The organism is Bdellovibrio sp. BIS2, from assembly GCF_055398295.1.
The window spans coordinates 1,941,097-1,968,025 of the sequence record NZ_AP035879.1 but is presented as its reverse complement, the minus strand read 5'-3'; the positions used below and the strand labels follow the sequence as shown (position 1 = coordinate 1,968,025).

22 protein-coding genes are annotated in these 26,929 nt (G+C 49.0%); 13 read left to right on the top strand and 9 right to left on the bottom strand.

Annotation, left to right across the window (positions count from 1 at the left end; genetic code table 11):
- Window positions 1-348 precede the first annotated feature (348 nt).
- Complete coding sequence (locus tag ACZ520_RS09480; RefSeq protein WP_088565235.1) at window positions 349-639, top strand: hypothetical protein; 291 nt, start codon at window positions 349-351, stop codon at window positions 637-639.
- A gap of 16 nt (window positions 640-655) precedes the next feature.
- On the opposite strand, the gene ACZ520_RS09475 is transcribed toward ACZ520_RS09480, so the two are convergent.
- A complete protein-coding gene (locus ACZ520_RS09475; protein ID WP_088565236.1) occupies window positions 656-1,264 on the bottom strand; it encodes a hypothetical protein in 609 nt (202 codons plus the stop codon).
- Window positions 1,265-1,481: 217 nt separating this feature from the next.
- On the opposite strand from ACZ520_RS09475, the gene ACZ520_RS09470 reads away from it, so the two are divergent.
- Window positions 1,482-2,399 carry a bestrophin family protein gene (locus ACZ520_RS09470; RefSeq protein ID WP_464125188.1) on the top strand — a complete coding sequence of 306 codons (918 nt, stop codon included), beginning with the start codon at window positions 1,482-1,484 and terminating at the stop codon, window positions 2,397-2,399.
- A 60-nt stretch (window positions 2,400-2,459) separates the two neighbouring features.
- Here ACZ520_RS09470 and ACZ520_RS09465 read toward each other — a convergent pair whose 3' ends face one another.
- Window positions 2,460-3,050 (bottom strand): YceI family protein, encoded by a 591-nt coding sequence (locus ACZ520_RS09465; protein WP_088565238.1) that lies wholly within the window; start codon window positions 3,048-3,050, stop codon window positions 2,460-2,462.
- 437 nt (window positions 3,051-3,487) lie between these two features.
- On the opposite strand from ACZ520_RS09465, the gene ACZ520_RS09460 reads away from it, so the two are divergent.
- Entirely contained in the window at window positions 3,488-4,627 is a 1,140-nt protein-coding gene (locus ACZ520_RS09460) for a patatin-like phospholipase family protein (RefSeq protein ID WP_416480615.1), read from the top strand.
- Here ACZ520_RS09460 and ACZ520_RS09455 read toward each other — a convergent pair.
- Window positions 4,624-6,489: a potassium transporter Kup gene (locus tag ACZ520_RS09455; RefSeq protein WP_464125185.1), complete on the bottom strand. Its 1,866-nt coding sequence runs from the start codon at window positions 6,487-6,489 to the stop codon at window positions 4,624-4,626. The two genes, ACZ520_RS09460 and ACZ520_RS09455, sit on opposite strands and share 4 nt — an antisense overlap.
- 306 nt (window positions 6,490-6,795) lie before the next feature.
- Window positions 6,796-7,377 (bottom strand): NADPH-dependent FMN reductase, encoded by a 582-nt coding sequence (locus tag ACZ520_RS09450; protein ID WP_464125183.1) that lies wholly within the window; start codon window positions 7,375-7,377, stop codon window positions 6,796-6,798.
- Window positions 7,378-7,452: 75 nt separating this feature from the next.
- Between ACZ520_RS09450 and ACZ520_RS09445 the strand changes: the two genes are divergently transcribed.
- Window positions 7,453-8,136 carry a PilZ domain-containing protein gene (locus tag ACZ520_RS09445; protein WP_464125181.1) on the top strand — a complete coding sequence of 228 codons (684 nt, stop codon included), beginning with the start codon at window positions 7,453-7,455 and terminating at the stop codon, window positions 8,134-8,136.
- 62 nt (window positions 8,137-8,198) lie between these two features.
- On the top strand, window positions 8,199-9,509 hold the full coding sequence (locus ACZ520_RS09440) for a hypothetical protein (RefSeq protein ID WP_464125179.1): 1,311 nt from the start codon (window positions 8,199-8,201) through the stop codon (window positions 9,507-9,509).
- Between the two features lie 2 nt (window positions 9,510-9,511).
- Here the strand turns inward: ACZ520_RS09440 and ACZ520_RS09435 are convergent, their stop codons facing one another.
- Window positions 9,512-10,921, bottom strand: a complete 1,410-nt coding sequence (locus ACZ520_RS09435; RefSeq protein WP_464125177.1) for a hypothetical protein — start codon at window positions 10,919-10,921, stop codon at window positions 9,512-9,514.
- 330 nt (window positions 10,922-11,251) lie between these two features.
- On the opposite strand from ACZ520_RS09435, the gene ACZ520_RS09430 reads away from it, so the two are divergent.
- Window positions 11,252-14,158, top strand: coding sequence for an outer membrane lipoprotein-sorting protein (locus ACZ520_RS09430; RefSeq protein WP_464125175.1), 2,907 nt, complete (start codon window positions 11,252-11,254; stop codon window positions 14,156-14,158).
- Here ACZ520_RS09430 and ACZ520_RS09425 read toward each other — a convergent pair.
- Complete coding sequence (locus ACZ520_RS09425; protein ID WP_232468506.1) at window positions 14,155-14,661, bottom strand: TetR/AcrR family transcriptional regulator; 507 nt, start codon at window positions 14,659-14,661, stop codon at window positions 14,155-14,157. The genes ACZ520_RS09430 and ACZ520_RS09425 overlap by 4 nt on opposite strands.
- Window positions 14,662-14,804: 143 nt before the next feature.
- Here ACZ520_RS09425 and ACZ520_RS09420 point away from each other — a divergent pair, with 143 nt between their 5' ends.
- Genes ACZ520_RS09420 through ACZ520_RS09410 form a run of 3 tightly spaced genes read left to right on the top strand, consistent with a single transcriptional unit; the run spans window position 14,805 to window position 18,867 of the window.
- On the top strand, window positions 14,805-16,325 hold the full coding sequence (locus tag ACZ520_RS09420; protein ID WP_416480619.1) for a GH3 family acyl-acid amido synthetase: 1,521 nt from the start codon (window positions 14,805-14,807) through the stop codon (window positions 16,323-16,325).
- A complete protein-coding gene (locus ACZ520_RS09415; protein ID WP_464125172.1) occupies window positions 16,322-16,888 on the top strand; it encodes a LysE family transporter in 567 nt (188 codons plus the stop codon). Before ACZ520_RS09420 ends, ACZ520_RS09415 begins: the two co-directional genes overlap by 4 nt.
- Window positions 16,885-18,867, top strand: coding sequence for a C45 family autoproteolytic acyltransferase/hydolase (locus tag ACZ520_RS09410; protein WP_464125170.1), 1,983 nt, complete (start codon window positions 16,885-16,887; stop codon window positions 18,865-18,867). Before ACZ520_RS09415 ends, ACZ520_RS09410 begins: the two co-directional genes overlap by 4 nt.
- Here ACZ520_RS09410 and ACZ520_RS09405 read toward each other — a convergent pair whose 3' ends face one another.
- Together ACZ520_RS09405 and ACZ520_RS09400 are read right to left on the bottom strand one after the other, a co-directional pair.
- The gene (locus ACZ520_RS09405) at window positions 18,868-19,581 is read right to left on the bottom strand and encodes a substrate-binding periplasmic protein (RefSeq protein ID WP_374030245.1); all 714 of its coding nucleotides are present in this window, start codon (window positions 19,579-19,581) and stop codon (window positions 18,868-18,870) included.
- A gap of 64 nt (window positions 19,582-19,645) precedes the next feature.
- On the bottom strand, window positions 19,646-20,401 hold the full coding sequence (locus ACZ520_RS09400; RefSeq protein WP_464125167.1) for an MnmC family methyltransferase: 756 nt from the start codon (window positions 20,399-20,401) through the stop codon (window positions 19,646-19,648).
- Between the two features lie 39 nt (window positions 20,402-20,440).
- Here ACZ520_RS09400 and mnmL point away from each other — a divergent pair, with 39 nt between their 5' ends.
- From mnmL to ACZ520_RS09380, 4 genes are all read left to right on the top strand, one after another.
- The gene (gene mnmL, locus ACZ520_RS09395; RefSeq protein WP_232468508.1) at window positions 20,441-21,448 is read left to right on the top strand and encodes a tRNA modification radical SAM protein MnmL/YtqA; all 1,008 of its coding nucleotides are present in this window, start codon (window positions 20,441-20,443) and stop codon (window positions 21,446-21,448) included.
- 487 nt (window positions 21,449-21,935) lie between these two features.
- The gene (locus tag ACZ520_RS09390) at window positions 21,936-24,341 is read left to right on the top strand and encodes a ribonucleoside-diphosphate reductase subunit alpha (protein WP_417869190.1); all 2,406 of its coding nucleotides are present in this window, start codon (window positions 21,936-21,938) and stop codon (window positions 24,339-24,341) included.
- Window positions 24,342-24,427: 86 nt separating this feature from the next.
- The gene (locus ACZ520_RS09385; protein ID WP_088565253.1) at window positions 24,428-25,426 is read left to right on the top strand and encodes a ribonucleotide-diphosphate reductase subunit beta; all 999 of its coding nucleotides are present in this window, start codon (window positions 24,428-24,430) and stop codon (window positions 25,424-25,426) included.
- A gap of 9 nt (window positions 25,427-25,435) precedes the next feature.
- Complete coding sequence (locus tag ACZ520_RS09380) at window positions 25,436-26,398, top strand: hypothetical protein (protein ID WP_232468509.1); 963 nt, start codon at window positions 25,436-25,438, stop codon at window positions 26,396-26,398.
- Here ACZ520_RS09380 and ACZ520_RS09375 read toward each other — a convergent pair.
- A complete protein-coding gene (locus ACZ520_RS09375) occupies window positions 26,388-26,870 on the bottom strand; it encodes a hypothetical protein (protein WP_464125164.1) in 483 nt (160 codons plus the stop codon). The genes ACZ520_RS09380 and ACZ520_RS09375 overlap by 11 nt on opposite strands.
- Window positions 26,871-26,929 lie beyond the last annotated feature (59 nt).

The window sequence follows — 26,929 nt, the reverse complement described above, 5'->3', positions numbered from 1 at the left end:
GAATCACTATCTGTTTCGGACCCCGGACTATCCCCCCAGATCCTTTTTGCCAAAAATGGTCCCAATTTGGAGCCACATAGGCCAATAAGCAAGTAAGGTGCCACGTCTTTGGTCGAGCGGCAAAGCAAATCTTGACTGATATTTAAAAAATCTTTCCATCAGTATCGCTTAATTTTGATTTGAGGACATTTTTGCCATTATGAGGTGGTATCCTTTTGTATCATTACACTTTCATCTTGTTCAAATGACAGCGGCCCCTGAAGAAAATTCAGTGCCACTTTGGCCCATGTAAACCTACAAGTTGCAGCCCTCATCCGAGATTTGAATACTCTTATGAAGGAGGTTTTTATGGCCGATGCTCAAGAACTCACCCGGGAACGGGCTTTTCTGCATGATGTCGGAGTCAACCTCAATGGGGCTCTTTTTATCGTCGAGCGTCTAATTGAAGAGATCAAAGAAGAGGAAGGCCGATTGGAAAACGATTCCGAGATCGAACGGCTGTTTAACAACCTCGCCACCCGTCTGGCCAAGATCGACAGCCAGGTGAAAAGCCGCCATAACCTTTTATCGGAACTGCTGGATCTGGAGATTCAAAACGAAAAAAGGAAGAGTGCCTTGCGCGACTCTTCCTATAAATAGTCTGTTCTTCGAGTTCTTATTTGATCAGGCTGGAAGAACTGCCACCGGTGACGGCCTGATTAAGATACCCCACCATCCCGCGAGGATCTGTCTGACTTGAGCCCAACAAAGGAAGCTCATTGCCCGGAGACAGCCACTGATAAAGATCCTGATGCTCAGGCTTGGTCTTATCAAAGTAAATACGGATGCCCTCCTGAATCACGATGCGCCCGTTCTGATAGACCTCCATCGCGGCATAGTAAGGATTGCACTCGTCATTTCCACACATGGCGTGATAGCGAATGTTGTATCCATTCACATCCACACTGCCATCCACGATTTCGGTGCTATAGTGATGACTGGTCACAGGGAACTCGGTGTTGTTGATCAGGATGGTGGCCATGACCACGCGGGGACCTGGCTGTCCTTGTGGAGTCCAGTATCTTTTGACTCCGACGATGTCGGCCTCCAGGCCCTGAGCCGCAGCCTGCTCTCCGGCCTCCTGGGTTTTGGCGCCATCAACAACACTTGCACCCATTTTGTTTTTCGCATAGCGCGCGGCAAATTCAGAATCCTTCTTCGCACAGGCGGTCATCATCAGACTGCCTGCGAGCAAAGCTGCAAAGATCATTTTTGTTTTCGTCATAAGCCACTCCTTGTTCGCTGAACAAACGATGAAAGTGCAAAGCCTTCGCCACAATCAAGAACCGCAGAACTGCGGGAAATCCTTCCTTATTCTCACCTTGAAACGCGTCTCAGGATAAAACACTCCACCCCGGTTCGAACACTTTGCGCTCCCTGTCGCCCAGCTCTTTGACAGATAATCCCCGGAGGCCTAGGCTTATTCCATCGAGGTGCTCACAATGGTCATTCGGCCCAAATACAACTGGTTTAAAATGCTGCTGGTGTGGAAGGGTTCGGTTCTGCCCGAAATCCTGCCACGTCTGATTTTTATTTTCATTCTTTCAGCTCTGGTGATTTACTTCCATGGCGTGTTCTTTTCGGTGAAGGTTTCACTGAATCCCACACCTTTTACTTTGATGGGGATCGCGCTGGCGATCTTTCTTGGCTTTCGCAATTCGGCGGCCTATGACCGCTTCTGGGAGGGTCGCAAGCTGTGGGGAGCCCTGCTGAATGTGTCCCGTTCCTTAAGCCGGCAGGCGCTGACATTCACAGGTCTTGACGCCAATCACGCGGAAAGCCGCAAGTTTCTTCAGTTGCTCATCGCTTTTGCTTATTGCACAAAACACCAGTTGCGAAAAACAGACGCCACCGCCGATCTGAAACGCCTGGTTCCCCAGTTGGCCAACGAATTGTCACAGGCTGAATACAAGGCGGCGATCCTGCTTCGTCATCTGGGACAGTGGGTTCAGGATCAAAAGGAGGCCGGACGGCTGGACAGCATCACGGCCGGGATGTTTGATAAGAATCTGAATGACATGTCGGACATTGTCGGGGGATGCGAGCGCATTGCCAACACGCCCATTCCTTATCCTTACGCTGTGCTTTTGCACCGCACTGTCTACATTTACTGTGTGCTTTTGCCCTTTGGACTGATGGACAGCATTGGCTGGATGACCCCGGCGATCTGCACCTTTGTGGCTTATACGTTCATGGCTTTGGATGCGATCGTGAATCAGATCGAAGAGCCCTTTGGCACCGAAGACAATGATCTGGCATTAAATCAGATGTGTGAAACCATAGAAGTCAGCGTACAGGAAATGCGCGGAGAAAAAGTGCCCCACAAAAAGCACGAGGCCGGTCAGTTCGTGTTCAACTGATAAAAAAAAGGCATCACGGGTTTCGTGATGCCTTTTTACGTTTGTCTTTATTAAAGAAAACTATTTTTTCGCAACAAGTTTCAAAGTCAGTTCGAACTCGTCGTTGATGATCTTGTCACCAGCAAGTTCTTTGAAGAAGTTGCCAGAACCGTATTTCAGACCCCATTTAGTGCGGTCGATTTTCACAACAGCTTCACCAGTTGCAACACCTTTATCAACAGTCACTTTCGCAGGGAACTCAATCGGGTGTGTGCCACCGATCATTGTGAAATCACCTTTTACCAGTACTTCACCTTTGTTTTTGGATGGAGTTACGGAAGTGATTTTGAAAGTGGACGTCGGGAACTTGCCTGCGTTGAAGAAATCTTCAGTGGACAAGTGACCTACAAGCTTTTTGTTGTAGCCTGCATCTTTCACGTCTTCGTTTGTAATCGTCGTCATATCAACAACCACGTTACCACCCGTCAATTGACCTTTATCAACCGTCACCTGGCCTTCTTTCACAGAAATGCCACCATTGTGGGCGTCGCCCATTTTTTTGGTGCCTTTCCATGCCACAGTGCTGGCCTTAGTATCAATTTTATAAACATCTGCCGCTTGTGCATGAGCAGCAGCTACCAATACGAACGCAGCAAAAACAGTTTTAAACATTGCATTTTCTCCTTCGCAATTCCCGTTGTTTAACATCACTGTTAACCATCAAAACTTTCCCGCATAATGTAACAGAGATCAACACAGAAAAGAAAACCCCTCCCAAAATCCAATCGGCAGGACTTTTGGAGCCCCCTGCATTCAATGCAGTCCTTAGTATTCGGGAAATATTCAAGGTGGAGTTTTCAGTTAAATTTCATTTGGAATTTTATGGGATCTTTATGAATTTCTTTGAATGCAGAAATTAGAAAGGGAGTCGCTCTGACTCCCTTTTACAAGGCAGGTTTCCCTTCAATGGGACCAGCAACCGAATAAAGATTACTGTGGCCTTGTTCGAGTTCAGTATCGCTTATCTGTATTTTTCTGCAAGTCCAGAAAACGTCTGTCCGCGCCCCCTAATGTCTCTTAAAATCAAAGACAAAAGAAAGGGGGCCCCCTTGTCATCCCTCGGTCTTGTTTTATCCGGAGGCGGAGCACGCGGAGCCTATCAAGCCGGAGTCATCAATGCCCTGGCAGAGATCAGTCGCCAGGAGGGCATCGCCTATCCGTTTTCCTATTACACCGGCGTCAGCGCAGGTGCTATCAACACGGCCTTTTTAACCACCGCCGACAACTGCCATATCGGCAGCGCCACCGCCAAGCTGACTGAACTCTGGACAGGCATCAGTGCGGAGCAGGTTTATGTCAGCGATATTTTTTCTTTATCCAAAGGGGGCATACAATGGTTGATGGATCTGTCCCTGGGGGGAATGAAAAAGTCCTCTCCTCATCGCTCGCTGCTGGAAACCAAGCCTCTGTATGAGTTGATCCGAAAAAATTGTGATTTCAATAACATTCAAAAAAACATCGACGCCAAAAGATTCCGGGCCGTGGCGGTTTCGGCTTTGGACTATTTCACCACTTCCACAGTCACTTTTATTCAAGGAGAGGAAAAGATCCCCACCTGGACCCGCGTGCGCAAAGTGGGCCTTGCCGGAAAAATCACCGCCGATCATGTGATGGCATCAGCGTCCATCCCCCTGCTGTTTCCGCCCACGACAGTGGATGGACGGTTTTTTGGGGATGGCAGCATACGCAATCAGTCCCCATGCGCACCAGCCATCTACATGGGAGCGCGAAAACTGATCGCCATTGGTGTGCGCAAGAAACAAGATATTTGTTACGCCTCAAAACAGGTGAACACCAAAGAAGCCCCCTCCATCGCCCGGATTGTCAGCGTGATTCTGAACACCGTCATGATGGATGGTCTGGAGGCCGACATCGAGCGACTTGAAAGGATTAATTTAAACCTGCAGAAAATCTCTGCCAGTGAGCTTGAACATGTGTCGGTAAAGCCCGTGAAACACTTATGGATTTCACCATCGGTGGATCTGGGCGAGGTCGCCTCAATGAAAACCGAAAAACTGCCACCCATGATCCGTTATCTTCTGCGGGGCCTGGGGACTTTGCAGGAAGCCAGCGAGATCGCAAGCTTTCTGCTGTTTGAAAAATCCTATTCCGCTGACCTGATTGAAATTGGTTATAAGGACGGCATGAATGTCCGGGAGCAGGTGGTGCGTCTGCTCCATGAGGATTAGATCTCGACCTGAATTCCCACTTCGATCACCTGATTTGGCGGAATGCGGAAGAACGCTGTCGGGCGCTGGGCATTCTTGGACATGATTGCAAACAGACGTTCACGCCAGTGCGCCATACCTGTTTCGCCCGGACGGTTCGGTCCTTTTTCCGCGATGATAGTTTCTCGCCCCAGCACAAATGTCGTTTCATTCACATTGAAGTTGATATCACGCTGACGGCAGGCCTCAAGAATATGTTTCATCTTGGGGATTTCCATAAAGCCGTAGTTCGCAATAATGCGGTAGATATTTGGAATGACTTCCTGAATGGAAATACGATCGCGCTTGGAAACAAACGGCACTTCTTTGGTCTGAATCGTCAAAATGGCCACGCGCTGATGCAGGACCTTGTTATGTTTCATGTTGTGAAGCAATGGCGCAGGCACACCCCACGGGTCACCCGCCATATATATCGCCGTCCCCGGAGCACGCAATGGCGGTTCACGCAGAAGCTTCTGACAGAAGTCCTCAATCGGCATCGAGCGCTCTTTAAGACGTCGGAACAGAATCTGGCGCCCTTTTTGCCAGGTCGTCATCAACAGGTAAATGATCGCACCAATCACCAGCGGCACCCAACCACCGTGCGGGATCTTATGAACGTTAGCACCAAAGAATGCCAAGTCCATCACCAGGAAGCTGCCAAAGATTGCGGAAGATTTCAAAAGACTCCACTTCCATTTTTGACGAGCCACTTCGAAGGCCAGGATCGTAGTGATCGTTGTCGCTCCGGTCACAGCAATTCCGTACGCCGCTGCCAGATTGCTGGAGGTTTTAAAGGTCAAGACCAGCCAGATCACCCCGATAAACATCGCCCAGTTCACGATAGGAATATAGATCTGTCCGATCTCCTGACTGGAGGTGTGAATGATGTTCACACGCGGACAGAACCCCAACTGGATTGCCTGACGAGTGATGGAAAACACGCCGGTGATCAACGCCTGAGACGCAATAACCGTAGCCATCGTGGAAAGCAAGACCATCGGCAACAAAGCCCACTTTGGCGCCAACATATAGAAGGGATTCGAAACCGCTTCCGGATTATTCAGAAGCAAAGCCCCCTGGCCGAAATAATTCAGCACCAACGCCGGCAAAGCCACGAAGAACCACGCCAGACGAATCGGGCGTTTTCCGAAGTGCCCCATATCCGCATACAAAGCCTCGCCCCCGGTCACAACCAGGAACACAGAGCCCAGTACCAGGAAACCTGCCATGCCATTGTTCATCAGGAACTCAACTCCATGATGAGGCAACAAAGCTTCAAAGACATGCAGGTTTTTCGCCATTCCGCGAATACCCAAAAGCCCCAGCACCGTGAACCAGATCAAAAGAATCGGACCAAAGATGACGCCAATACGAGCCGTGCCGTATTTCTGCATCAGAAACAGGGCATTCATCACAAAAATAGTCAGCGGAATGATGTAAGGACCAAACTGGGGGGCAACCAAGGTCAGACCTTCCATCGCCGACAGCACCGAGATCGCCGGGGTGATGATACCATCACCGTAAAGCAAGGCCGCTCCGAACAAACCGATGATGGTCATAGTCCAGCGCCTGCGTGAAACGTCTTTAGAGTGTTGACTGCGCACCGCCAAGGCCATCAAGGAAAGAATTCCTCCTTCGCCTTTATTGTCCGCTCTTAAGACAAACGCCATGTACTTGATGCAGATTGCAAGAACCAGCGTCCAGAAGATCAAAGACAGGATGCCGATCACGTTCTCTGGCGTGGGCGCCAGACCATAGTGACCGAAACACTCTTTCAATGCATACAGAGGACTCGTACCGATATCCCCAAACACCACACCAAGGGCGCCTAAAGCGAGCATTAAAACATTGGAATTATTTTTTTGATGACCCGGATTTTCGATAGAAAAGACCCCGTCTAAGTTGTCGAAACAAGGTTTTAGTCTAGATAAGATCCCTACCGTTGTCAGCAGTCCCCATGAAGATTTGACGCGCATCGACTACATTACAGGAAGTTCAGTTGCCTTTATTTTGGGCTTTTTGAGACCATAGAAGCATGGCACGGAATGCGCTTTTTCGCTCGAAATGGTTTTTGGCAGCCCTCTTGATCTTAGGATTGATCTATTTTGAGGGCCGCGTTCATGACAGATTGATCGCCAGCCGACAACCTACGTCGACTTCTTACTCTCAATAAACGAGTTCGCATCCAGTTTATAGGCTTTTAGGGCCGCTGCGAACTTCTGGAATCCTTTGGCTTGCTTGACCAACAAGGACATCATCAGCTCGTCCGTCAGCTTGCCTTCGGCATTGATGATCTTAAAGACATTCATCATAAACACACGCTCTGGGAAGATAAAAGCATTGCGGTATCCGAAAACACCTTGCAAATGCTCCACCGGACGAAGGGCTCCAAACATCGCACCCAAACCCACAAAACAAACCGGACGGTACTCGAAAGACTCTGGGAACTTCAAGTGATCAATGAAGTACTTCAGAATGCCCGGCATAGAGCCATTGTATTCCGGACACACTACAATCAGGCCGTCGCTGCCAAGAACCTTGTTCAAGTATGGCTGCAAAGCTTCAGAAGGTTTTCCATAGTGAATGTCGTCATGCAGATGCTGCTTTAGTTCTTTCAGATCGATGATTTCAACAGCCTCGCCCAAATCCTTGTAGATTCCCTGGATGATTTTGGAAACTTTAAGTGTGTTGGAATCGGGACGGTCTGTGCCGGCGATGATATATTTCATGAGTAATTCTCCTAGACAAAGTCATATACCTTTCGCTGTAATAAAACACAAGACTCAACTGCGAGGAGCTTCATCGTGAATCCAAAAAACTGGTTCGTGCTTACGGATGGACAGGTCAACGGCCCTTTCGATGTTCAGGAAGTGGAATCCCGTGTGGCCTCTGCCAAAGAAGCCCAGATCTGGGGTCGCGGTCAAAGCGAATGGATGACTCCGATCAAGTGGCGTCAGTCACTGAAGGATTCAAGTCAGGTGGCAATTGCCGCCAACGAACCCGAAGCACTTTGGAAAGTTCGCGTGGAAGGCAAGGACCATCCGCCGATGAAGTACTCCGCCCTGATTTCATTCCTTAAAGGCATGACTGACTATTCCGCCGTTGATGTCTGTTCTGATAACTCGAATGTGTGGAAGGAAATCTATTCCATCCCCCGCATTGTTGACGATCTGGGCATCAGCCGCAGATCGCATCCCCGCGTACCGATGGTGGGAACCCTTGCTTGTGAAAGCCCCAAAGGCGAATTCAGTTGCCGGGTTATTTCCATCAGCGAAGGGGGCTTGGGAGTGAATGATGCCCAAAACCTGCAAATTGGCGAACGCTTCAAAGGCACTCTGACCAGTCCGAACCTGTTTGTGACTATCAACACGACTTGCGAAGTCGTCTATGTCGGAAACGACGGTTACGCCGGCCTGCGCTTCGTGGGGCTGCCGGAAGAATTCAAAAGCTCGATCATCGAATACGTGCGCAAGTTTGCCATGGTTTAAACTGCCATCTATCAAGACTCTTTAAATAGAAAAAAGACCGGTGCTATGATGATCTATCAGGAATGTCATGGCTTCTTTCCCTTCTTGCTATTTTCATCCTGCCCTGTTCTGTCTTTGCCGCCCGCAAGACAGAGTGGAGTCTGCATTTGGATTCCAAACTTGAGGCCACGGTTTACCCTGAAGAGTACGGTGAAGACACCAATTCCGAACTTTATGATTTGGAACTGATCCCGATCTATCGCTGGAAATACCTCGAATCCTGGCGTTTTTTTCTGCGCCCGGTTTTTGTAGCCAATCCGAACAACAACTCCGAAGAAGAACGCTATTTCTTTGATCCATCAGAAGCCTATATCCGCTATCAAACCGACAGTTCCTCCCTGCAGGCAGGCTACAACCTTTTCACCTGGGGTGTGACCGACGGCTACAATCCGGTGGATATCGTAAACTCCAAACAGTATTTCGACCCTTTACGCAGCCGAAAGCTGGGGGCTTTGTCTTTGTTGTATTCACAAAGCCTGGGAAACTGGGAGCTGGAGTTGGTCTATATTCCACAAAATCGCGGTTCCATATTGCCCGGCACAGAAAGCCGCTGGCTGCCCAGGGAAATCTTTGTACCCCAGACTGCCGACAATGATCTGGTGTTGAACCTTCCCGAGAACCTTCGCTACGACTATTCATCAAGAAAGAATCTGGGAAATGCCCTGGATAACAACTATGCCTTCCGTCTGCAGCGTCGCGGGGAATTTATCGACGTCGCTCTGACGGGTTATGAAGGCGCCTCCAGCTTTCCTTTTGTGGAACCGGTGGTGACAGGCACCATCGTGCAGGTTTCACCAAAGACGGTGATCGATGTGGATCCGGACGTGCTGCTGAACACCTACAACTATCGCATTCGCCAGGGCGGTCTTTCATTGGTGATGAATCAATGGAATATGCTTTTTAAAGCCGTCGGCAGCTACACCCAAAGCCTGGAGGACAATCCCAACTTGCAGGAATGGACCAATGAGAATGTCCTGGGTCTTGAAAAGACTTTTAATCTGGGGGAAAGCGGACTTCTGATTGCCATACTTCAGTATTCTTTTGTGAACACAGAAAAAAAGAATGATTCCAACCTTTCCATCACAGAAATTTTCCGCAGCGCCTATATGGCTGGCGGACGACTGACTTGGAAAGAAGTCTGGGGATTTAATCTGTTAGGATTGTATGACAGCGTCCATGGAAGCACCTATCAGCAGTACTCCCTCAGTCGCCGTTTCTTTGATGCCTGGGTGCTGGCAGCCACGGCGGACCTTATTCAGGGATCCGCCGACACCCCCTTAGGGGTTTATGGAAAAAATGATTCCTATTCCCTGTCTCTCAGCCGTTCTTTCTGATTTTACGGCGTCAACTGCAGGACCAGATCAGAGGATCCTGTCGTCAGCAGTTTATTCACCTGCAAGGACAGACCTTCTGCCACGGGGATCTCCGGCAAAGTCATACGGACCGACTGCCCCCACAAAGAATCAATGATGCGATCGCGGATCGTCGAGGACTTAAAGCGACGGGACGGGCTGTACCGGGAAATATAGGTGGAATCGTAAGACCCCGTCATTCCCAGCGTCGGATTTACGAACTTCGCCTGCACCTTTCCGTCATCCAGCTTCAAGGTCACCTTGGAGGCGAAGGGCAAAGAAAAATTCATAAACGGCACATAGGTACCGGATTTTGGAGCCCGCATCTTTGCATACATGGAAGCTTTCACAGAATACTGCACACCTTCGCCCGTGATCTGCACATCTTTATCAGAATAAAGATCAAACATGAATTTTGCGGACTTGGAATAATTCATCAGCTCCGGCCAGATAAACAACTGCACAAAGCGTGAACCCATGATCGTGGAAAAACCCGGAAGTTTGCCGGAGCTGATCTGATGCAGCCACGTGTTTCCTTTATAAGCTTCGCTCAGCATCACATTAATAAAGTCCTTTGGCAGACGCAAAGAAGCTGAACTTGAAGCCGCCGCAGTTTCCTTGTCCAACTTCAATGTCTTGCGGGAGTCCTCAGTAACACGCGTGAATGTCACTTCCAGAATCCCCTTGGCAAGAAGCCCTTCTGTTCCCAGATCCTGAAAATCCTGAACGGACATTGTGACTTCTATGTCCGGACGAGCCATCACCAGCTTGCGACTGCCTGAGAAATCAAAATTCACACCTTCGAGGTATTTCTGCACATAGCTTTTGATAAGTTCTTTCTGAGGTTCAACGAAGCCGGCCGAGTCATTGGTGATCTTGGTCACCTCATTCATCAGGATGTCGGAAAAACCCTCGGCACCGGAGCATTGAACATTGCCAGCAACCACCCACGCCCCCGGGTTCCAGGAAAGCGCCACGGAATCAACATTGGCACCCGCCTGCGTGCTTCCCACATTCGGAGTCACCTTCATTGCAAACTGACCTTCGCCGGATTTCAGATTCAGGACAATGTCCTTGCACTGCGCCTGCACACGGAAGCGGCCAATGATGCCCCCGACGTTGCGCTCGACCACATGGTCCACCACGACCTCTGCAATCTTCAGCTCGGCTGCCAGACCTTTGGAGGACAGCTCCAGCGCGCTCTGAGATCCGCTTAAGGAGGGTTTTTCAAGGCGGGTCTTGATATTGATGGAAATGCCCTTAATGTCGACGGGGATCTCCTGACTTACGACTCGCTGATCAGGAAATTGCCAGTTTGCGGAGAACTCGCGAGTCGTGAGTGTTTTCCACTTTTCTTCAATTAAACTTTGTTGAAATTGTCTAGGTAGTTTCAACTCAAACTCTGATTCCACAACAGTTCTAGAAAGTGCGGGTACAGTTATTAAGAATGTGAGTAGCGTGGCCGATAGTTTTGTTGTCATCATAGAACTTCGTTTCCTCATCATGTCAGACATCATGTTTCTAAGTTACGGCTTCAACTGAAAAATCTAAAGGAACTTTTTTAAGCAGAATCGAAAGAAGACATTCCAATGATAAATACGACAATCGCCAAATTATTTTCAAAAGTTTCCGTCAAAACAGTCTGCATTTCTACTCTTCTTTTTGTTTTTTTCGCCACCATCCTTAGTCTGTTCGCGCTTCCGAATTTACAAACTCAATACAGTTTGAAGCAGTTCCTTCCCACAGATAACCCGCTTTTACAAAGAGACGAACACACCAAACAGGTCTTTCAGCTTTCTGAAGCTCAGCCCTTTATCATCACCGCCAAAGTGAAGGATGATGGCGAAACCTGGTTTGCCAAAGACAAGATTGAAAGCCTGAAAAATCTGACGGATCTGCTGGCAAACTTTCCTGGCGTGAAAGGGACACTGAGTCTGGCCACAGTCCAAGGTGCCGTAAACAACAAAGACGGCCTGAGCGTAGGTCCATTGCTGCAAAATCTGCCGGAAAAAAACTGGAAACGGGAAACCCTGGCCAATCCCCTGATTTCACCGACACTTATCTCCGAAGACGCGCGCACGGCCTCAGTCATTGTGAACATCAAGTCGATGAACACCAAAGAGCTGCAGCATCTTCGCCAGAATCTGGCGGTGACCGCCTCGGCCTCGGTGCCATTTGCTCACGTTGAAATCGGCGGAACCCCGGCCGTACAGACCGATGTGGGGGCCTTGCTGACCACAGAGATCCGCAACTTTGTTGTTCTGGGTTTTATTGCCTGTTTTCTGGTGCTGGGTCTGGTGTTTGCCAACTGGTCGCCTCTGATTATTTCTTTTGTGGTCATTCTTTGTGCCAACATTCTGGTCCTGGCCGCAATGGCACTTGCCGGATATCCGTTCTCTGTTCTTTCCAGCACCATTCCAATTCTGACCACCGTGGATGTGGTCTCTTTGGTTATTCATACTCTTTTAAGGTACGCCGAAGAACAAAAAAGCCAGCCGTTCCTGACACATCAGGAACGGGTCATCTATACTTTCAAAGCACTCTTTGGAACGAATTTCTTTGCCTCCACGACCACCATGATTGGTTTTTTAAGTCTGCTGGTAACGAAAGTGCCACTGATTCGGGACTACGGTTTGACGGCTGCGGGCGCGATCATCATTGGCTGGATTGTCACCACATTGCTGCTATTCCCGATGCTTTACTTTATGCCGGGTCCAAAAGCACGTGACTGGGCGTGGGCGAAAGCACGCTGGGGACTGTATCTGTTCCGTCGCTCCGGCGTCTGGGCCTTTTTAATTATTTTAGTGTGTTCTGCTTTGGCCATCAAAGGCCAGGGACTCAGTTGGTCTGCAAGGCTGTTTGATGATTTGCCCGCCAACCATCAGGTGCGCCTATCAACTGAAACCATCGATCGCGAACTGGGTGGAATGATCCCGGTGGACATTGAAGTCCGCGGGCCTTCCGATTCCTGGAATGAACCTCAATTATTGGCGCGTCTGGATCAGTTGCTGGTTGAACTGCGCAGTATTGATGGCGTGGGAAGTGTTGTGGGGCTTCCGGATCTGGTGGCCGCGGCAAATCTTCATCATTCCCGTCTGCCCGCCAGTCGCTCCTCGACCGCTGAGATCTTTTTCCTTTACTCATTAAGCAGTGCAAGTCCGCTTAAGAACTTCCTGACGACAGATTCGTCCAATACACGTATTTCAGTTCGCACCTTTGATCTTCCTTCGAACCAACTGCAGGAAGTGGTGAATCAGATCCGTGAAAAGGCCCAGACCGCGTTCCCTCAAATGAAGGTGGATGTGACCGGCATGGGATCCACCATTCATCACTTAAATAACGAACTATCCAAGGAACTGATCTTTGGTTTCTGGCATTCGATGATCGCCATTGCTTTGGTGCTGGTCTTTGTTTTCAGATCCGTGCGCTGGGCGATTGTAGCGTGTATTCCGAACCTGGTGCCACCGGCAGCCCTGCTGGGCTTCCTTGCAATTTCTGAAACGCCCATCAAACCCAGCATCGCGATTATTTTCTCGATTGCTCTGGGACTGGCATTCAACAATACGGTTTATCTGCTGGAACGTCTTAAATACATGCAGAAAAAATCCAGCAGCAAAGAGCTGGAAATCGAGCGCACCTTATGGCGTGAAGGAAACCCTTGTCTGATATCAAGTCTGATTCTGCTGGCGGGCTTCTCCGTCTTTATGGCGTCATATTTTGCCATGAACAGGATCTTTGGCTTCTATATGATTTTGTCAATGCTCGCTGGACTGGTGGGGGATTTGATTCTTCTTCCAACGCTGTTGAAAAGTTGCCCTTGGTTGCTGGCTCCCGTACCGTGGAAAAAGGAGAAAGTCATGGCAACAACCGCAGTGATACTTTTGACAATACTTGTGGCAATGGCCCCTGTTCCAACTCACGCCCAGCCTCCGACGACAGAAAAACTGGGAGAGGAAATGAGTCAGCGCCTGCGTTCCCGGGATGAGCAGTTCGTGGTGAAGATGAAAATCATCGAAGCCGATGGTTCCAGCAAGGACCGCGAGATGAAGATCTGGCGTTTCAGTCCGCAGAAAAAAGAGCACTATCTTTTAGTGCGCATGCAAAAACCCCAGGACTTAAAGGGTACGGCCCTGCTGGCCACCCTGAAGGGCGAACAGGAGGACAAATGGATTTACCTGCCCTCCACCAAACAAACGCGCCGCCTGACCGGGGAATCCGGGCAAGGGGGCATTCTGGGGTCTGAGCTTTCCACCGAGGACTTTGATTTCAATCGCGATCAGGGCGTACAAACTGTTATTAAGAAAGAAGCCGAGATCGGCGGGAAGAAATATCTGATCGTTGAATCCGATGTGAACACGACCTCCCCGTCTTATTCCAAAATCATCAGCTATGTTTCCGCCACGGATTATGTGCCGGTGAAGGTCGAGTGTTACGACAAACAGGGAAAACTTCTGAAAACCCTGGATTTCACGGGGTACAAAAAGGTTGCAGGCAACAAAATGCGGGCTTCAAAAATCAGTATCAAAAATGTGCAGAATAAAAGAGCCACGGTGATTGGCCTGTCCCAGGTCAAGATCGACCAGGGCCTGACTGCCGCACGCTTTACACCGAAAGCGCTGGCAGAAGACTAATTCTTTTTGATGTAGTCAGCAAAGAGGTCATTGACCCGTTCCGGCGGCAACTGGAAGGCAATGGCCCCAAGTTCCTTTAAATAGATTTCCAGAATCTGGATTTCACTTAAATCCGGGAACTCGATTTTCATCGCTTTCATCAGCAAAGCCTCGGCCTCATTGATCATCTTGCCAAACTGGGTGCCAGCGTTTTTCTCCAGATAATAAAGCACGAACAAGTAAGGCATGTTTTTCACATCCCGCAAAACATCGCGCAAACGCTCGCGAATGCCGACTGTTTTGGTCCGTTCCATATTGAAGATATGAGAGATGACGAATTTATAGGCCTCTTCCAGAACCTTGTCCTTCTCTTTACCGAAATAGTAGTAAATCAGGGACCGGGTGACATTGGATTCTCTGGAAATATCAGACAAGGTCCATTGTAAATGGCCTTTGGCCACTTCCATCTTCAGGATAGCGTTACAGACCGCAAAATAGATTTCTTCCTTCGATTGAGTTGCCATCCTGCAATTTTGACAAAAACACCCGAATTCTGTCAATGGAAGCCGCCGAATTCGACAAAAACCCTCATTTACTGTCAACGCGTTAAAGCGACAACGGCTCTAAATCGAAATAGATTGCCTTCATTCCAACGAAGGAGAATTTTATGTTCGCAGTGAATCATGTTGTCCAGTCCCTGGGTCAAAAGTATCTGAAAACATACGGTCAAAGAATGACCGTGAATCACCAGGACCTGCTTGCCAAACAGGAAAAGAACTTTGCCAGCCTGAAGCGCTCTATGGTGGGCACACGCATCTATAAGGATCTGCGTTTGTCCCATATCCATTCATACGAAGAATTTGTAAACCACGTTCCGGTTTTTGGTTACGACGAATATGCGCCCTATGTCGATATGATTGCCGCAGGCCATAAAGACATTCTTTTTAAAGACAAAGCGGATTATTTCGGTCTTTCCTCCGGCACTTCCGGCAAAGACTCCAAACGTGTTCCTTATAATGAGCGCATGATCCGCATGTTCATCAAATCGCAAAAGCGTATCGCAAGCAAACTGTCCACTCTGGAGCCCAATCTGAACCTGCTGAAAGCCGGTCGCCTGACGTTTGGTTCCGATCCTTATCTGTATTCACAGAATGGTTTTAAATTTGGTTATATTTCCGGGATTCTGTCCACCCGTGTTCCAAAGGCTTTGGCCAAGAACACCTTCCCTTGCCGGGAGGTGCTGGCTATTTCCAACTGGGATAAAAAGATTGAAATGCTGGTCAACGAATCCATCCAGCAGGACATTCAAGTGGTGAGCGGAATCCCTACTTACATTATCTCGATCTTTGAGGCGGTTTTGCAAAAAACCGGCAAGACTCATATCAACGAAATCTGGCCAAACCTGAAGGTTTTCGTTTACGCAGCCACCCCGATCAAACAATACCAGGAGCGCATTGACCGCCTGGTGGGTCATGAACTGAACTATTACGGCGTGTATGCGGCCACAGAAGCGGCCATCGGCCTGCCTTACGAGAAATATGAAAACGGCCGTCAGCGTTACTTCCTGAACCCGGATCTGATTTATTCCTTCACTCCGGTCAATGGACCGAAAAAGAACGTCGGCCTGCACCAGATCGAAATGGGCGTGGCTTATTATTTGAACGTGGGCACTCCCAACGGAATGATTCACTATTGCATGAAAGACGTTGTCAGCTTTGACCTGAATAACGGCGATCTGGTTTTCGAATTTGTCGGTCGTAAATCCACGGGCATGAACCTGGCGGCGGAAAAAGTCAGCGACGATGAAATCCTGGATTGTTATCTGAACACCAAAAACTCTTTGAATGTGGATATGCGCCACTTCTTCCTTTCGCCGGTTCTGAACGAAGGCAAAGCTTCTTATCTTTGGACCTTGTTCGTACCGGAAAATGCCGACATCAACCCGGAAGTTCTGGCCCAAACCCTGGATCAGCAGATGCAAAAGCTGAATGGTGATTACCATGACTGCCGTGAGGTGGGTGTTCTGGGGCCGGCCCAAGTGCAAATCATGAATGCCGACTATTTGCAGGCGTATTTCGAAAAAAACCGCAGCCGCGGCCAGTTCAAAATGAAAACCACGTTTGAAACTGCTGAAGAATACCTGAGCTTCATCCGCAACAACCTGGAACAGACAGGACTTGCACAATGATTCTGTGGATGATTTCAGTGGGATTTTTATCAGCGTTTGCGCTGGGGCCGGCAAGCTTCAGCATCATTCGCAGCCTGGTGTCCCGCCGCACCTGGCCCTGGTCCTCGATTGCAGGGTTTTTACTGGGGGATGTGGCCTACATCCTTCTGGCAATGGCCCTGCTAAAAAGCCCGTTGTTTCACCAGGAATGGCTTAAGGTCACACTGACTGCAATGACCGCCGTGGTGCTATCAGCTTACTCTTTGAAAGTTCTGCTTTCCAAAGAGCAGCCAGCGTCACTTGAAATCCCGCATCAGGGATTCGCAAAGAGTCTGGCTTTGACCCTTTCCAACTTCCATCTGGTCTTGATCTATGCAGGTTTGTTCGTTCACTTGCGTGATGCGAAGTCCCTGTGGCTGGGAGTTATCGTGTATCTTCTGACCTTCGTGGTCAGCTTCCTTGCTCTTTTGTGGGGATTAAAAAGACTGCACGGGCCTATTAAGCAATTCTTAAGAAAAATCGAAATCGTGGCTGCCTGCGGTTTCTTCTGCTTTTCCATTTATCTTTCTGTGGGGATCCTATGAAGCGTCTTTTTATCCTGGCTCTTTTACTTCCCGGCTCTGCCTTTGCCGACTGTGTTCTTAAGAATGAACTGCAAGGCCAAAAGCATTTTGTCTGTCAGGCTCCGGGCACTTCCAAATCGGTGCACGTGCTGGACCTGAATGGTGGTTTTTCTGAGACCGCTTATTTCCACGGCTATTTCCTGAAAAAAGAAATCGAAGCTGGTGTTTTGAAGGGCGTTCAGGTTCGCACCGAACGTGCGTTTTCAGCACTGGACAAAAAGTCCCAGGATCAGCTGTTGTTGATTAAAAAATGCGTGATCGACAACTATCGCGCCAGTGTTTCTGATGAATTTAAAACTGGACTTAAAAACCTGCACCGTGGATTGAAAGATGCCGGAAGCCAGGTGCCTTGGACGGCGTTTGAAGAAACCAATTACATGGTGGAATTCTCTATCTTTGCCGATTCCATGCAAAGACAGATGGATGAAAGCCCCCGCAAAGGAGCCATGAAGGTTTTTGCCTCTTGCGCGCCTTACTTTATCGGGAACACTCTGGCCAAGCCCTTCAAGTTGCTGGCTCAGGGTTTAAGATCCATTAAAATGGGTTGTACAGGGATCAGTGCATCTGCTAGCAGCTCCAGGGATGGGGCCCTCCTTCATGGTCGCAACTTCGACACGGGCCTTCTGGGTTTCTATGAACCTGAACAGGTCATCGTGATCAATCGCCAGAAAAACGGAACCACCTCTGTCGGTCTGGGTTCTGCGGGGCTGCACTATGCCGGCGGCATCAGTGGTATCAACAATCACGGCCTGTCTGTGAGCTTGCATGAACTGCAAACCGAGGGCACCCAGATTCGCTATGATCGTGGTGAATCCGACATCGCCCCTTACCTGCTGCATTCCGTTCTGTTGAAAGCACGCACCCTTAATGAGGCCATTGCCATGATCCAGACCCGCAAGGGCTTTGGTGCATGGACGTTCTTTATCTCTGACGCCAAAACTGATGAATCCGCTTCCATTGAATTGAGCGGCGACACCGTGGTGGTGGCTCGTCGTGCGCAGAACAAATTCCTGGGTCAGAGCAATCACTTTCTGGGCGGCAAGACCAGTCAGGAAGGTTATGAATACAGTCTGAACAAAACCCTGGAAACCCGCGCGCGTCTGGCCCATGTCGAACGCACCCTAAATGAAGACTTCGGAAAAATTGATGCCCAGTGGGTGATCAATCGCCTGAGCGGCCACACCGACGAACTGGTGGGCGCAAGATCCTTTGGTCGCACCACCACGAAGCTGTACACGGCAGCGACGCACGTGATGCAACCTGGCCGCATGCAGTGGTGGATGAGTGTGGCAGAAACCTACCCAACCAACCGCTCTCACTTTGTCGGCTTCCGCCTGCTGGGTCCGGGGCAAAGAGCTCCGGTTGAGATTCTGGGAACCACCAAAGCGTGGGAAGATCCAACGAAGCCTGCCTGGTATGACTCTATGAAATACTATGTGAAGGCTTATCTCGCCAACGAACAGGATCACAGCACCATTGCCGGCCTTGATCGCACTCTGGCGCTGCTTGAAACAGCGTCTGCGACCGCAGCTCAGGATGGCGTGTTTGAATTCCCTTACGAGTTTATGTGGGCGCGTATCAAGGTTTTGCGATCTGCCAAAAACATCATGGCAGGTCAGCGTGACATCGCTTATATCGACCTGACAGAGGCCCAGGAGCGTTTGAATATGATCTCAGCCCGCTTGGGGGCAGGACTTCATGACTATGAAAACTTCCAGCTTGATCTTTGGAGATTCCGCGCGGAAACCCTGAAGCCTCAGGCAAAACAGTCCCGTGCTGCACAAGGTGCCTTCCGTCAGGAAGCTCAAGGGTTGTTGCAAGGTTTGATTTCCAAATACCCTCGCCAAAGTGAACTTTATGATTTGCAGTGGAGTTTGGGCGAAGAGGCGCAATTATACATTGTCCTTGATGCCGAGATCCGCTTGGGAACTGTGGAATAACTAAGGTGTGGTGGCGACAGTCTCGGTCAGGACCCGATCGAGGCTGCCGTCTTTTTTCATCGTCTCTATAGTTCTTGAGAAAATATCCGCCAGGCGTTTGCCATTTTCGTTGTCCTGGAACGCATAGTACACAACCTGTTCCGACAACGGCTGATTCCGGTCAAATTCAATCTGTTTCTGTCCGCTCAGTTGCAGTGCCTTAAGACCAGAGCGCTCTTCGACCACGAAGGCATCAATCAGACCCTTCCCCAGCTTCTTCATATTCAAGACATCATCCGCTGCCATTTCAAAGCGGATTTTCTTGTTGCCGATAAGTTCTCTGACATAGGGATAACGGAAAGTCAGACCGACTTTTTTCCCTTCAAGGTCTTTCAGGCTTCTGAGCGGCTTGTCTTTTTTGTAGAAGATATAATCCACCTTGCGGTAAAAGGCGCTGCTTTTGGCAGAGGCCTGAGGCACATACACATCCAAAGCCGGGAAGAATCCATCGACTTTGTTGTTAGTGAACGCCAGCAGGGTTTTCCCTGTGGGATAAACCAGGATTTCAACTTCTCGGGAATTGCGTTTGGCGATTTCACGGGTCAGATTGACGAAAAGACCTTTCTCTGGACTTTCCACCATCAAAGGAATGGCGAAGGTGGCCATCACAATCGGCTTGGCTGACGCCACCGACGTTAAAAGCAGCAAAGCTGAAACGTTCGCAATCAAAGACATAACTAAGTAAAGATTTATTGATGATATTTAGCAAGGCCTTTTCGGCCCGGCCAACGTTACAAATTCAGATGTTTCTCAGACCCAAAGTGGAGTTGCGCTTGCCTTGAAAACCTTCGCGCAAAATCACTTCGAAGCCTTGCGCCTTCAGCGCACGCTTCAAACTTCCTTTGCAAGCATAGGTGGTCAGAAGACTTTTTTCCTCTGTCCCCTCGCGCAGAACCTTGTTTAAGAACTCTTCCTCCCATAAATGCGGAGAGGTCTTCGAACTAAAGGCATCATATAAAATGCAGTGATATTTCGACACCAGCACAACGTCCGCATCAAGAGCGCCGCTGATTTTACCGACGTCCGAAAAATGATTTCTCAAGAAAAACTTAAGATTTTGCGGATCAAGTTCGGTGTTGCGACAAACACTTTGCAAAACGCCGTCGTAGGTTTGCAAAACTTCGGGATGAAGATTCGCGCGATCATCGTGCAACCACTGAACGAAAAACTCACGCAACTCAGGCACACTTTCATAACTTGTGATCAAGCCCACATCGTCCGCGGTTTTTCCCAAAAGCAAAGCCTCACGTGCGATCACCAATTCAATGTAACCAAGCCCCAGGCCCACCACCAGAAAATGAGGTTTCTGTACTTTCTGAAGCACTTGCTTTGCAGGCTCGCCATAGATCATCAAAGTCTCCGAGCATGCACCGCCGGAGTGATGCATGGTTTCGCCGCGATCCGTGGCGCCGTCAATGGACTCCAACAGATGCAAGCTGGGGCTTTCATCCCCCGTGATCTCGATTTCAAACCCAATATCGGCCCATGACTTCATTTGATTGACTTCCCGCAGAATAAACCTGTAAAAGTGCCTATGGAAAAAGGCTGGTTAGGGGTTCCCTATCATACTATCAGTGAGCACTACAATAAACTCTTTGGCGAAAAGGTTTATAAGGTGCCCGTGGCTGTCGTGGACGACTGCCCGAACCGCCGTGGCCTGAAGGGCATGCAGACTTGCGTGTTTTGTGATGTCTGGGGTTCGGCCGCCAATGCCGAAAGCCTTTCCATGGAACTTCGCGCACAAATCGAAAAATACCACGGTATTATCAGCAACAAGTACAACGCCAAGGCATTTTTGATCTATTTCCAGGCCTACACCAACACCTTCACCAAAGTGTCAGCTCTTAGAAACAACTTCGATGTGGCGCTGTCTTACCCTTGGGTGAAAGGCTTCACCGTGGGCACCCGTCCGGACTGCCTTTCCAAGTCCGTTTTGGACCTGTGGCAGGAGTATCACGAAAAGTCGTTTGTGGCCGTCGAACTGGGTGTGCAGAGCTTCTATAATGACCAGCTCGAATTCATGCGCCGGGGTCACACGGCAGAGGACTCCATCGCGGCTATCCACAAAATCGCATCTTCCACGACGGTGGATCTGGGTATTCACTTGATCTTTGGAAGCCCCACGGAAACTGACGAACAGATCATTGAAACAGCAAAGATCTGCAACGATCTGCCGATCACCAACGTGAAACTGCACAATCTGCACGTTTTGAAAAACACACCTTTGGAAGAGATGTATCACAAGGGCGAATTCAGCCCGATTGACAAAGACACCTACACACGTCGTGTGGAGCTGTTCCTGCAGCATCTTTCTCCGCGTTTGGCTTTGCACCGTCTGGCGGCTTATTCTTCACGCTGGGATGAGCTTGTGGCGCCGGAATGGACAAGGAACAAGATGGGCATTCACCAGCACATTATTGATTCTTTGCGCGCGCATGGCTCTTATCAGTCCCAGAATTTCGCTGCTTTGAACGAATCCGACCTGCTATTGCAAAAACGCTTGTTCGAAAAATCACAAAGAACAGACGCAGTTCGTGCCTAGTTTCTACACAATTTAAGATTGTGTAAGATCAGTACAGGGAAATTTCAGCTTTAAGCCCCCAAATTTAAGGTTTCAGCACTGGACTTTAGTTTTACGAGGTAAAATTACAACCTCTTGCCAGTTTTGTTTGCACGCGACTTCAGTCAAGAGGAAGTTTTTTTTGCCTATTTGATGGGCAACGTCACAAAAAAATCGGCGTTATTTTTAAAATTGTTCTTGAAACATCACCGAAAGAATTACAAGATCGGAATTGAGAGAGATACCCGGCATATGGATATGTCACCAATTAGAGACCACTAGATATAGTGGCAAGCCGAAAGGCGACTAAGGGGGATTCAAGGGAAACAGCTAAGGATTAGCAACTTCGTTCTCACCAATTACCATACAACTTTATATATGCACTAACCAGACCTAAGTCTTTACGAGGGGTGAAGATTTGGGGCGGGATTTTTTTGCCCAAACGGAACTGGGCAGAGGGGATACAGCCATGTTGGAAACAACAGCTCACATCATGAGAGTTAAAAAGCGCGATGGCACACTGGAGCCAGTGGACGTAACGAAAATCGTTGAGCGCGTAACCAAGAACTGCCAGGGGTTGACTCAGGTGGATCCTTTGCGTGTTGCCACTAAGGCCATCAGCGGTCTTTACGATGGCGCATCCACTAAAGAATTGGATAACCTTTGTATCCAGACAGCTTCTTTGCTGATCGGTGAAGATCCAGAGTATTCCCGTCTGGCCGCTCGCCTTCTTTCCACCTACATCGACGAAGAAGTTCGTTCTCAGAAGATTCAATCTTTCGCAGACTCTGTAAGCTTCGGCTTCCAGGCAGGTCTTCTTGCTGAGAACACTTACAAATTCGTTGAAGCCAACAAAGCAGCTCTTTGTGCGGCTATCGAACCGTACAGAACAGACCGTTTCGAATACTTCGGTCTAAGAACTGTTTATGATCGTTATCTTTTGAAAAACCCAACAACTCGTCAGGTGTTTGAGACTCCTCAATACTTCTTCATGCGTGTTGCCTGCGGTCTGGCGCAATCCGTGGAAGAGGCTGTCGAGTTCTATCGTTTGATCTCCTCTCACGATTACATGCCGTCCACCCCGACTTTGTTCAACTCCGGCACTATGCGTCCGCAGATGTCTTCTTGTTATCTATTGGATTCCCCAAGCGATGACTTGTCTGCCATCTATCAAAAATACACGGACATCGCCCTTCTGTCCAAATTCGCCGGCGGTATCGGCGTGGCTTACTCCCGCGTTCGCTCCCGTGGTTCTTTGATCAAAGGAACAAACGGTCACTCCAACGGTATCATCCCTTGGCTGAAAACAATGGATTCCTCCGTTGCGGCCGTCAATCAGGGTGGTAAACGCAAAGGCGCTGCCTGCGTTTATCTTGAGACTTGGCACGGCGACATCGAGGAGTTCCTTGAGCTTCGCGACAACACCGGTGACGAGGCAAAACGCGCGCACAATCTGAACCTGGCAAACTGGGTTCCAGACTTGTTCATGAAGCGTGTTGAAGCCGATGCAATGTGGTCTTTGTTCGACCCGAAAGTGGTTCCTCATTTCGTGGACACTTACGGTGAAGAGTTCGAAAAGGCTTACGCCGAAGCAGAGGAAAAGAAACTTTACATCAAACAAATCAAAGCTCGCGACCTTTACAGCCGTATGATGAAAACATTGGCTCAGACTGGTAACGGCTGGATGACTTTCAAAGACCATGCGAACCTGAAAGCCAACCAGACTGGCGAAGCTGGAAATGTGATCCACCTTTCCAACCTGTGCACAGAGATCCTTGAAGTGACCTCTGACAAAGAAACTGCCGTGTGCAACCTGGGTTCTGTGAATCTGGCTCGCCACGTGGAAAACGGTCAGTTCAACTTCGAAAAACTGGCTCGCTCTGTTCGCACAGCTGTGAAATACCTGGACCGCGTTGTTGATATCAACTTCTACCCTATCCAGACAGCTCAGGACTCCAACCACAAATGGCGTCCAGTTGGTTTGGGCGTGATGGGTCTGCAGGATGCTTTGTTCCTTATGAAGCTTCCGTTTGACTCTGCAGCGGCTCGCGATCTTTCTGCAAAAATTCAGGAAGAGATCTATTACAATGCACTGGTTACTTCCTGTGAATTGGCTGAGCAACTGGGTCCTCACGGTGCTTACGAGCAAACTAAAGCGGCTAAAGGTTTGTTGCAATACGACCTTTGGGGCGTGACACCTTCTCAACCAGAGCGTTTCGAGAAGTTGAAAGAGAAAATCAAAAAGCACGGCTTGAGAAACTCTTTGATGATCGCGATTGCGCCAACAGCAACTATCGCTTCCATCGTGGGCTGCTACGAAGCAATCGAGCCACAGGTTTCCAACTTGTTCAAACGTGAGACTCTTTCCGGAGAGTTCATGCAGATCAACAAGTACCTTGTAGGTGACTTGAAGGCGATGGGCATCTGGACTGAAGAAGTTCGCAACGAAATCAAACTTCAGGACGGCTCTATCCAGGACGTGGCTATGATTCCTCCACAAATCAAGGAATTGTACCGCACGGTTTGGGAAATCCCGATGAAGTCTTTGGTTGATATGGCTGCCGACCGTGGCGCTTACATCGATCAGGCTCAATCTTTGAACTTGTTCCAGGAAAGCCCGACTATCGGAAAACTTTCCTCCATGTACATGTATGCATGGAAAAAAGGTGTGAAGACGACTTATTACCTTCGCTCTCGTCCTGCGACCAAAATCGCAAAAACGACTGTGAAAGCTTCCAGCAACTCTGTAAATCCAACTGCTTCTGAAAGCATGATGGATGCAGCTCCTGCTCAGGAAGCCAAGAAGTCTTACTCTGACGCTGAAGTTATCGCATGTTCTCTGGAAAACCCGGAAGCCTGCGAAGCTTGTCAGTAAACGGCGGCGGTAGCCGCGGAGAGAGGTCCGCGAAAGCGGGCCTCTGAACCAGCGCTTTAAAGCGCGTACTTTTTTTGGAGATTTTTATGATTTTGGATCCTGGCTTTAACCTGACTTTGCGCCCGATGAAATACCCTGTTTTCTACGAAATGTACAAAAACGGGATCAAAAACACCTGGACTGTGGATGAAGTTGATTTCTCTACAGACCTTGTGGACCTGCACTCCAAAATGACTGAATCAGAAAAACATCTGATCCGTCGTTTGGTGGCTTTCTTCGCAACGGGTGATTCCATCGTGGGTAACAACCTGGTGTTGAACCTTTACAAGCACGTGAACTCTCCAGAGGGTCGCATGTACTTGTCCCGTCAACTGTACGAAGAGGCTTTGCACGTTCAGTTCTATCTGACACTTTTGGATAACTACATTCCAAATCCGGATGAGCGCGCCGAAGCTTTCGCTGCGGTTGAAAACATCCCGTCCATCAAAAAGAAAGCGGACTTCTGCTACAAATGGATTGATTCCATCAACGAGCTGAATGAACTGAACACGATCGAAGATCGTCGCCGCTTCCTGATGAACCTGATCTGCTTCGCAACTTGCGTTGAAGGTCTGTTCTTCTATGCTGCTTTCGCCTACGTTTACTTCCTGCGCTCCAAAGGTCTTTTGGCTGGTTTGGCGTCTGGTACCAACTGGGTCTTCCGTGATGAATCCATGCATATGGCCTTCGCAATCGAAGTTGTTAAAACAGCTCGTAAAGAAGAGCCAGAATTGTTCAACCAGCAAATGGAAGACATGGTTGTACAAATGCTTGAAGACGCCATCGAATGCGAGATGGAATTTGCTCACGACGTACTGAACCTGGGTGTTGCCGGCTTGTCTGCTAAAGACATGAGACAATATCTTGAGTACTGCGCTGATCAACGCCTTGAAAGCTTGAACATTGCTCCACGCTACAACGTGAAGAATCCGTTCATCTTCATGGAACTTCAGGATATGCAGGAACTTGCAAACTTCTTCGAAAGACGCGTTTCCGCTTACCAAACAGGCGTATCCGGCGCCGTTGCGTTTGATGAAGCCTTTTAATCAGGCTGCGTGAAAAGCAATATTCTTTGGATCTTCTTTTTTCTAATCTGCATGGGGGTGGGATTTCTGCACGGAGTCCTGCCCCAAGGCATTTCCAGAAGCTACTTTGTCACTCCCCGAAAAATTTCTGTACTGACCACGGATGAAGTCCTGTTCCCGATGAATTTGCGTCAGGAACTGGAAGAAGAACTTCATGTGCGTTTTTCCGTCACAGTGACCCGTGACTGGGAATCCATGCTGGCAAATGTGGTGGCAAGCCCGTCGGCGGATCTGATCTTCCTGCCTTCCTATTGGGCCAACACTCTGGCACACCAGAATCTTTTGGCCAACGTGGCGGGCATTCAAGGCGAACTTCTGCAGCGGGTTTCCACTGACTTTGTAAAAAGCCGCAATCCCGAGACCTTTACTTTTTTGCCCATTTACTGGATGAAAACCGGCATTGATACTCCGCTGGATGAAACCTTCCTGGATTATCTGAAAAACAAAAAAGAAACATTCCTGTTTTTGCTGGCCGACGAAGACCTGCTGTTGAAACACTTCCAGACATGGAAAGATCAGGGACTGCTTGAACAAATCAACACGAAAAGAATCCTGACCCTGCAACTGGATCAATTAAGCAAAACCAGCGATGAAGGCGCGGTGGAAACCCCGCTGAATCGTGAATTCCGCGGCGGCACTCACCCGTTCCTCAGCGCCCTTTTGATGTGGGGGGCCGCGATTCCAGCGAACTCCACCCAGAAAGAACTGGCACTGGAGATTCTTGCGGTTTTGACAAATGTGGAGCATCAGGAAAAGGGACTGCTCAGCACTCCCTTTAATTCGACCTTTTCAACTGTGACGGGAAAAGAAATTCCTCTGCATCGGCGCGCGGACTTCATCCGCGATCTGCAACTGAAGGACACCCTGATTCTTGAAACCAAGGATCAAGAGGCGCCTTTAAAGCTTAAAAACGAATTCAATTTTATTTTGTAAGAGTGAACGTCGGAGCTGCACGAGCCTCGTTCATCACGGCATTTCCGTCAGCATCGAAAGCCTGCATGATGATTCGCATGCTGTAAACCCCGGAAGCCAAAGTCGAAATATTCAAAGAAAAATTAAAGCGCCCGTTTTTACAAGTGGCATAGTTGGCATTGGAAGCAGTGGCCGGATTCGTATCCACCAAAGCCATTTGCGTGGAACCATTCATCACAATCAGTCTGTGGGACGGATAAGTCGAAACATAGCACTCGCCGGTGATCTCGGCCTTGGTGTCTGTGTTTTTCATATTAATGGTCGGAGAAAAAAGCTGAACCGTCAGCTCTTCTGATTTCGGAGTTTTATCCAAAGTGTGGGTGCTGGAATCATCTTTTTTATCAGTCAGCAGAGAATCGCCTTCCACCGGCTGACAGGCCGCCAACAGAAGACAAAGACTTGAAAGTCCTGCAAAATATCGTACTGATCTCATGAGCTCCCCCACCTCTATAGAATAAATGAGGTGCGGGGACGCTTAAACGAGTTTTTTCA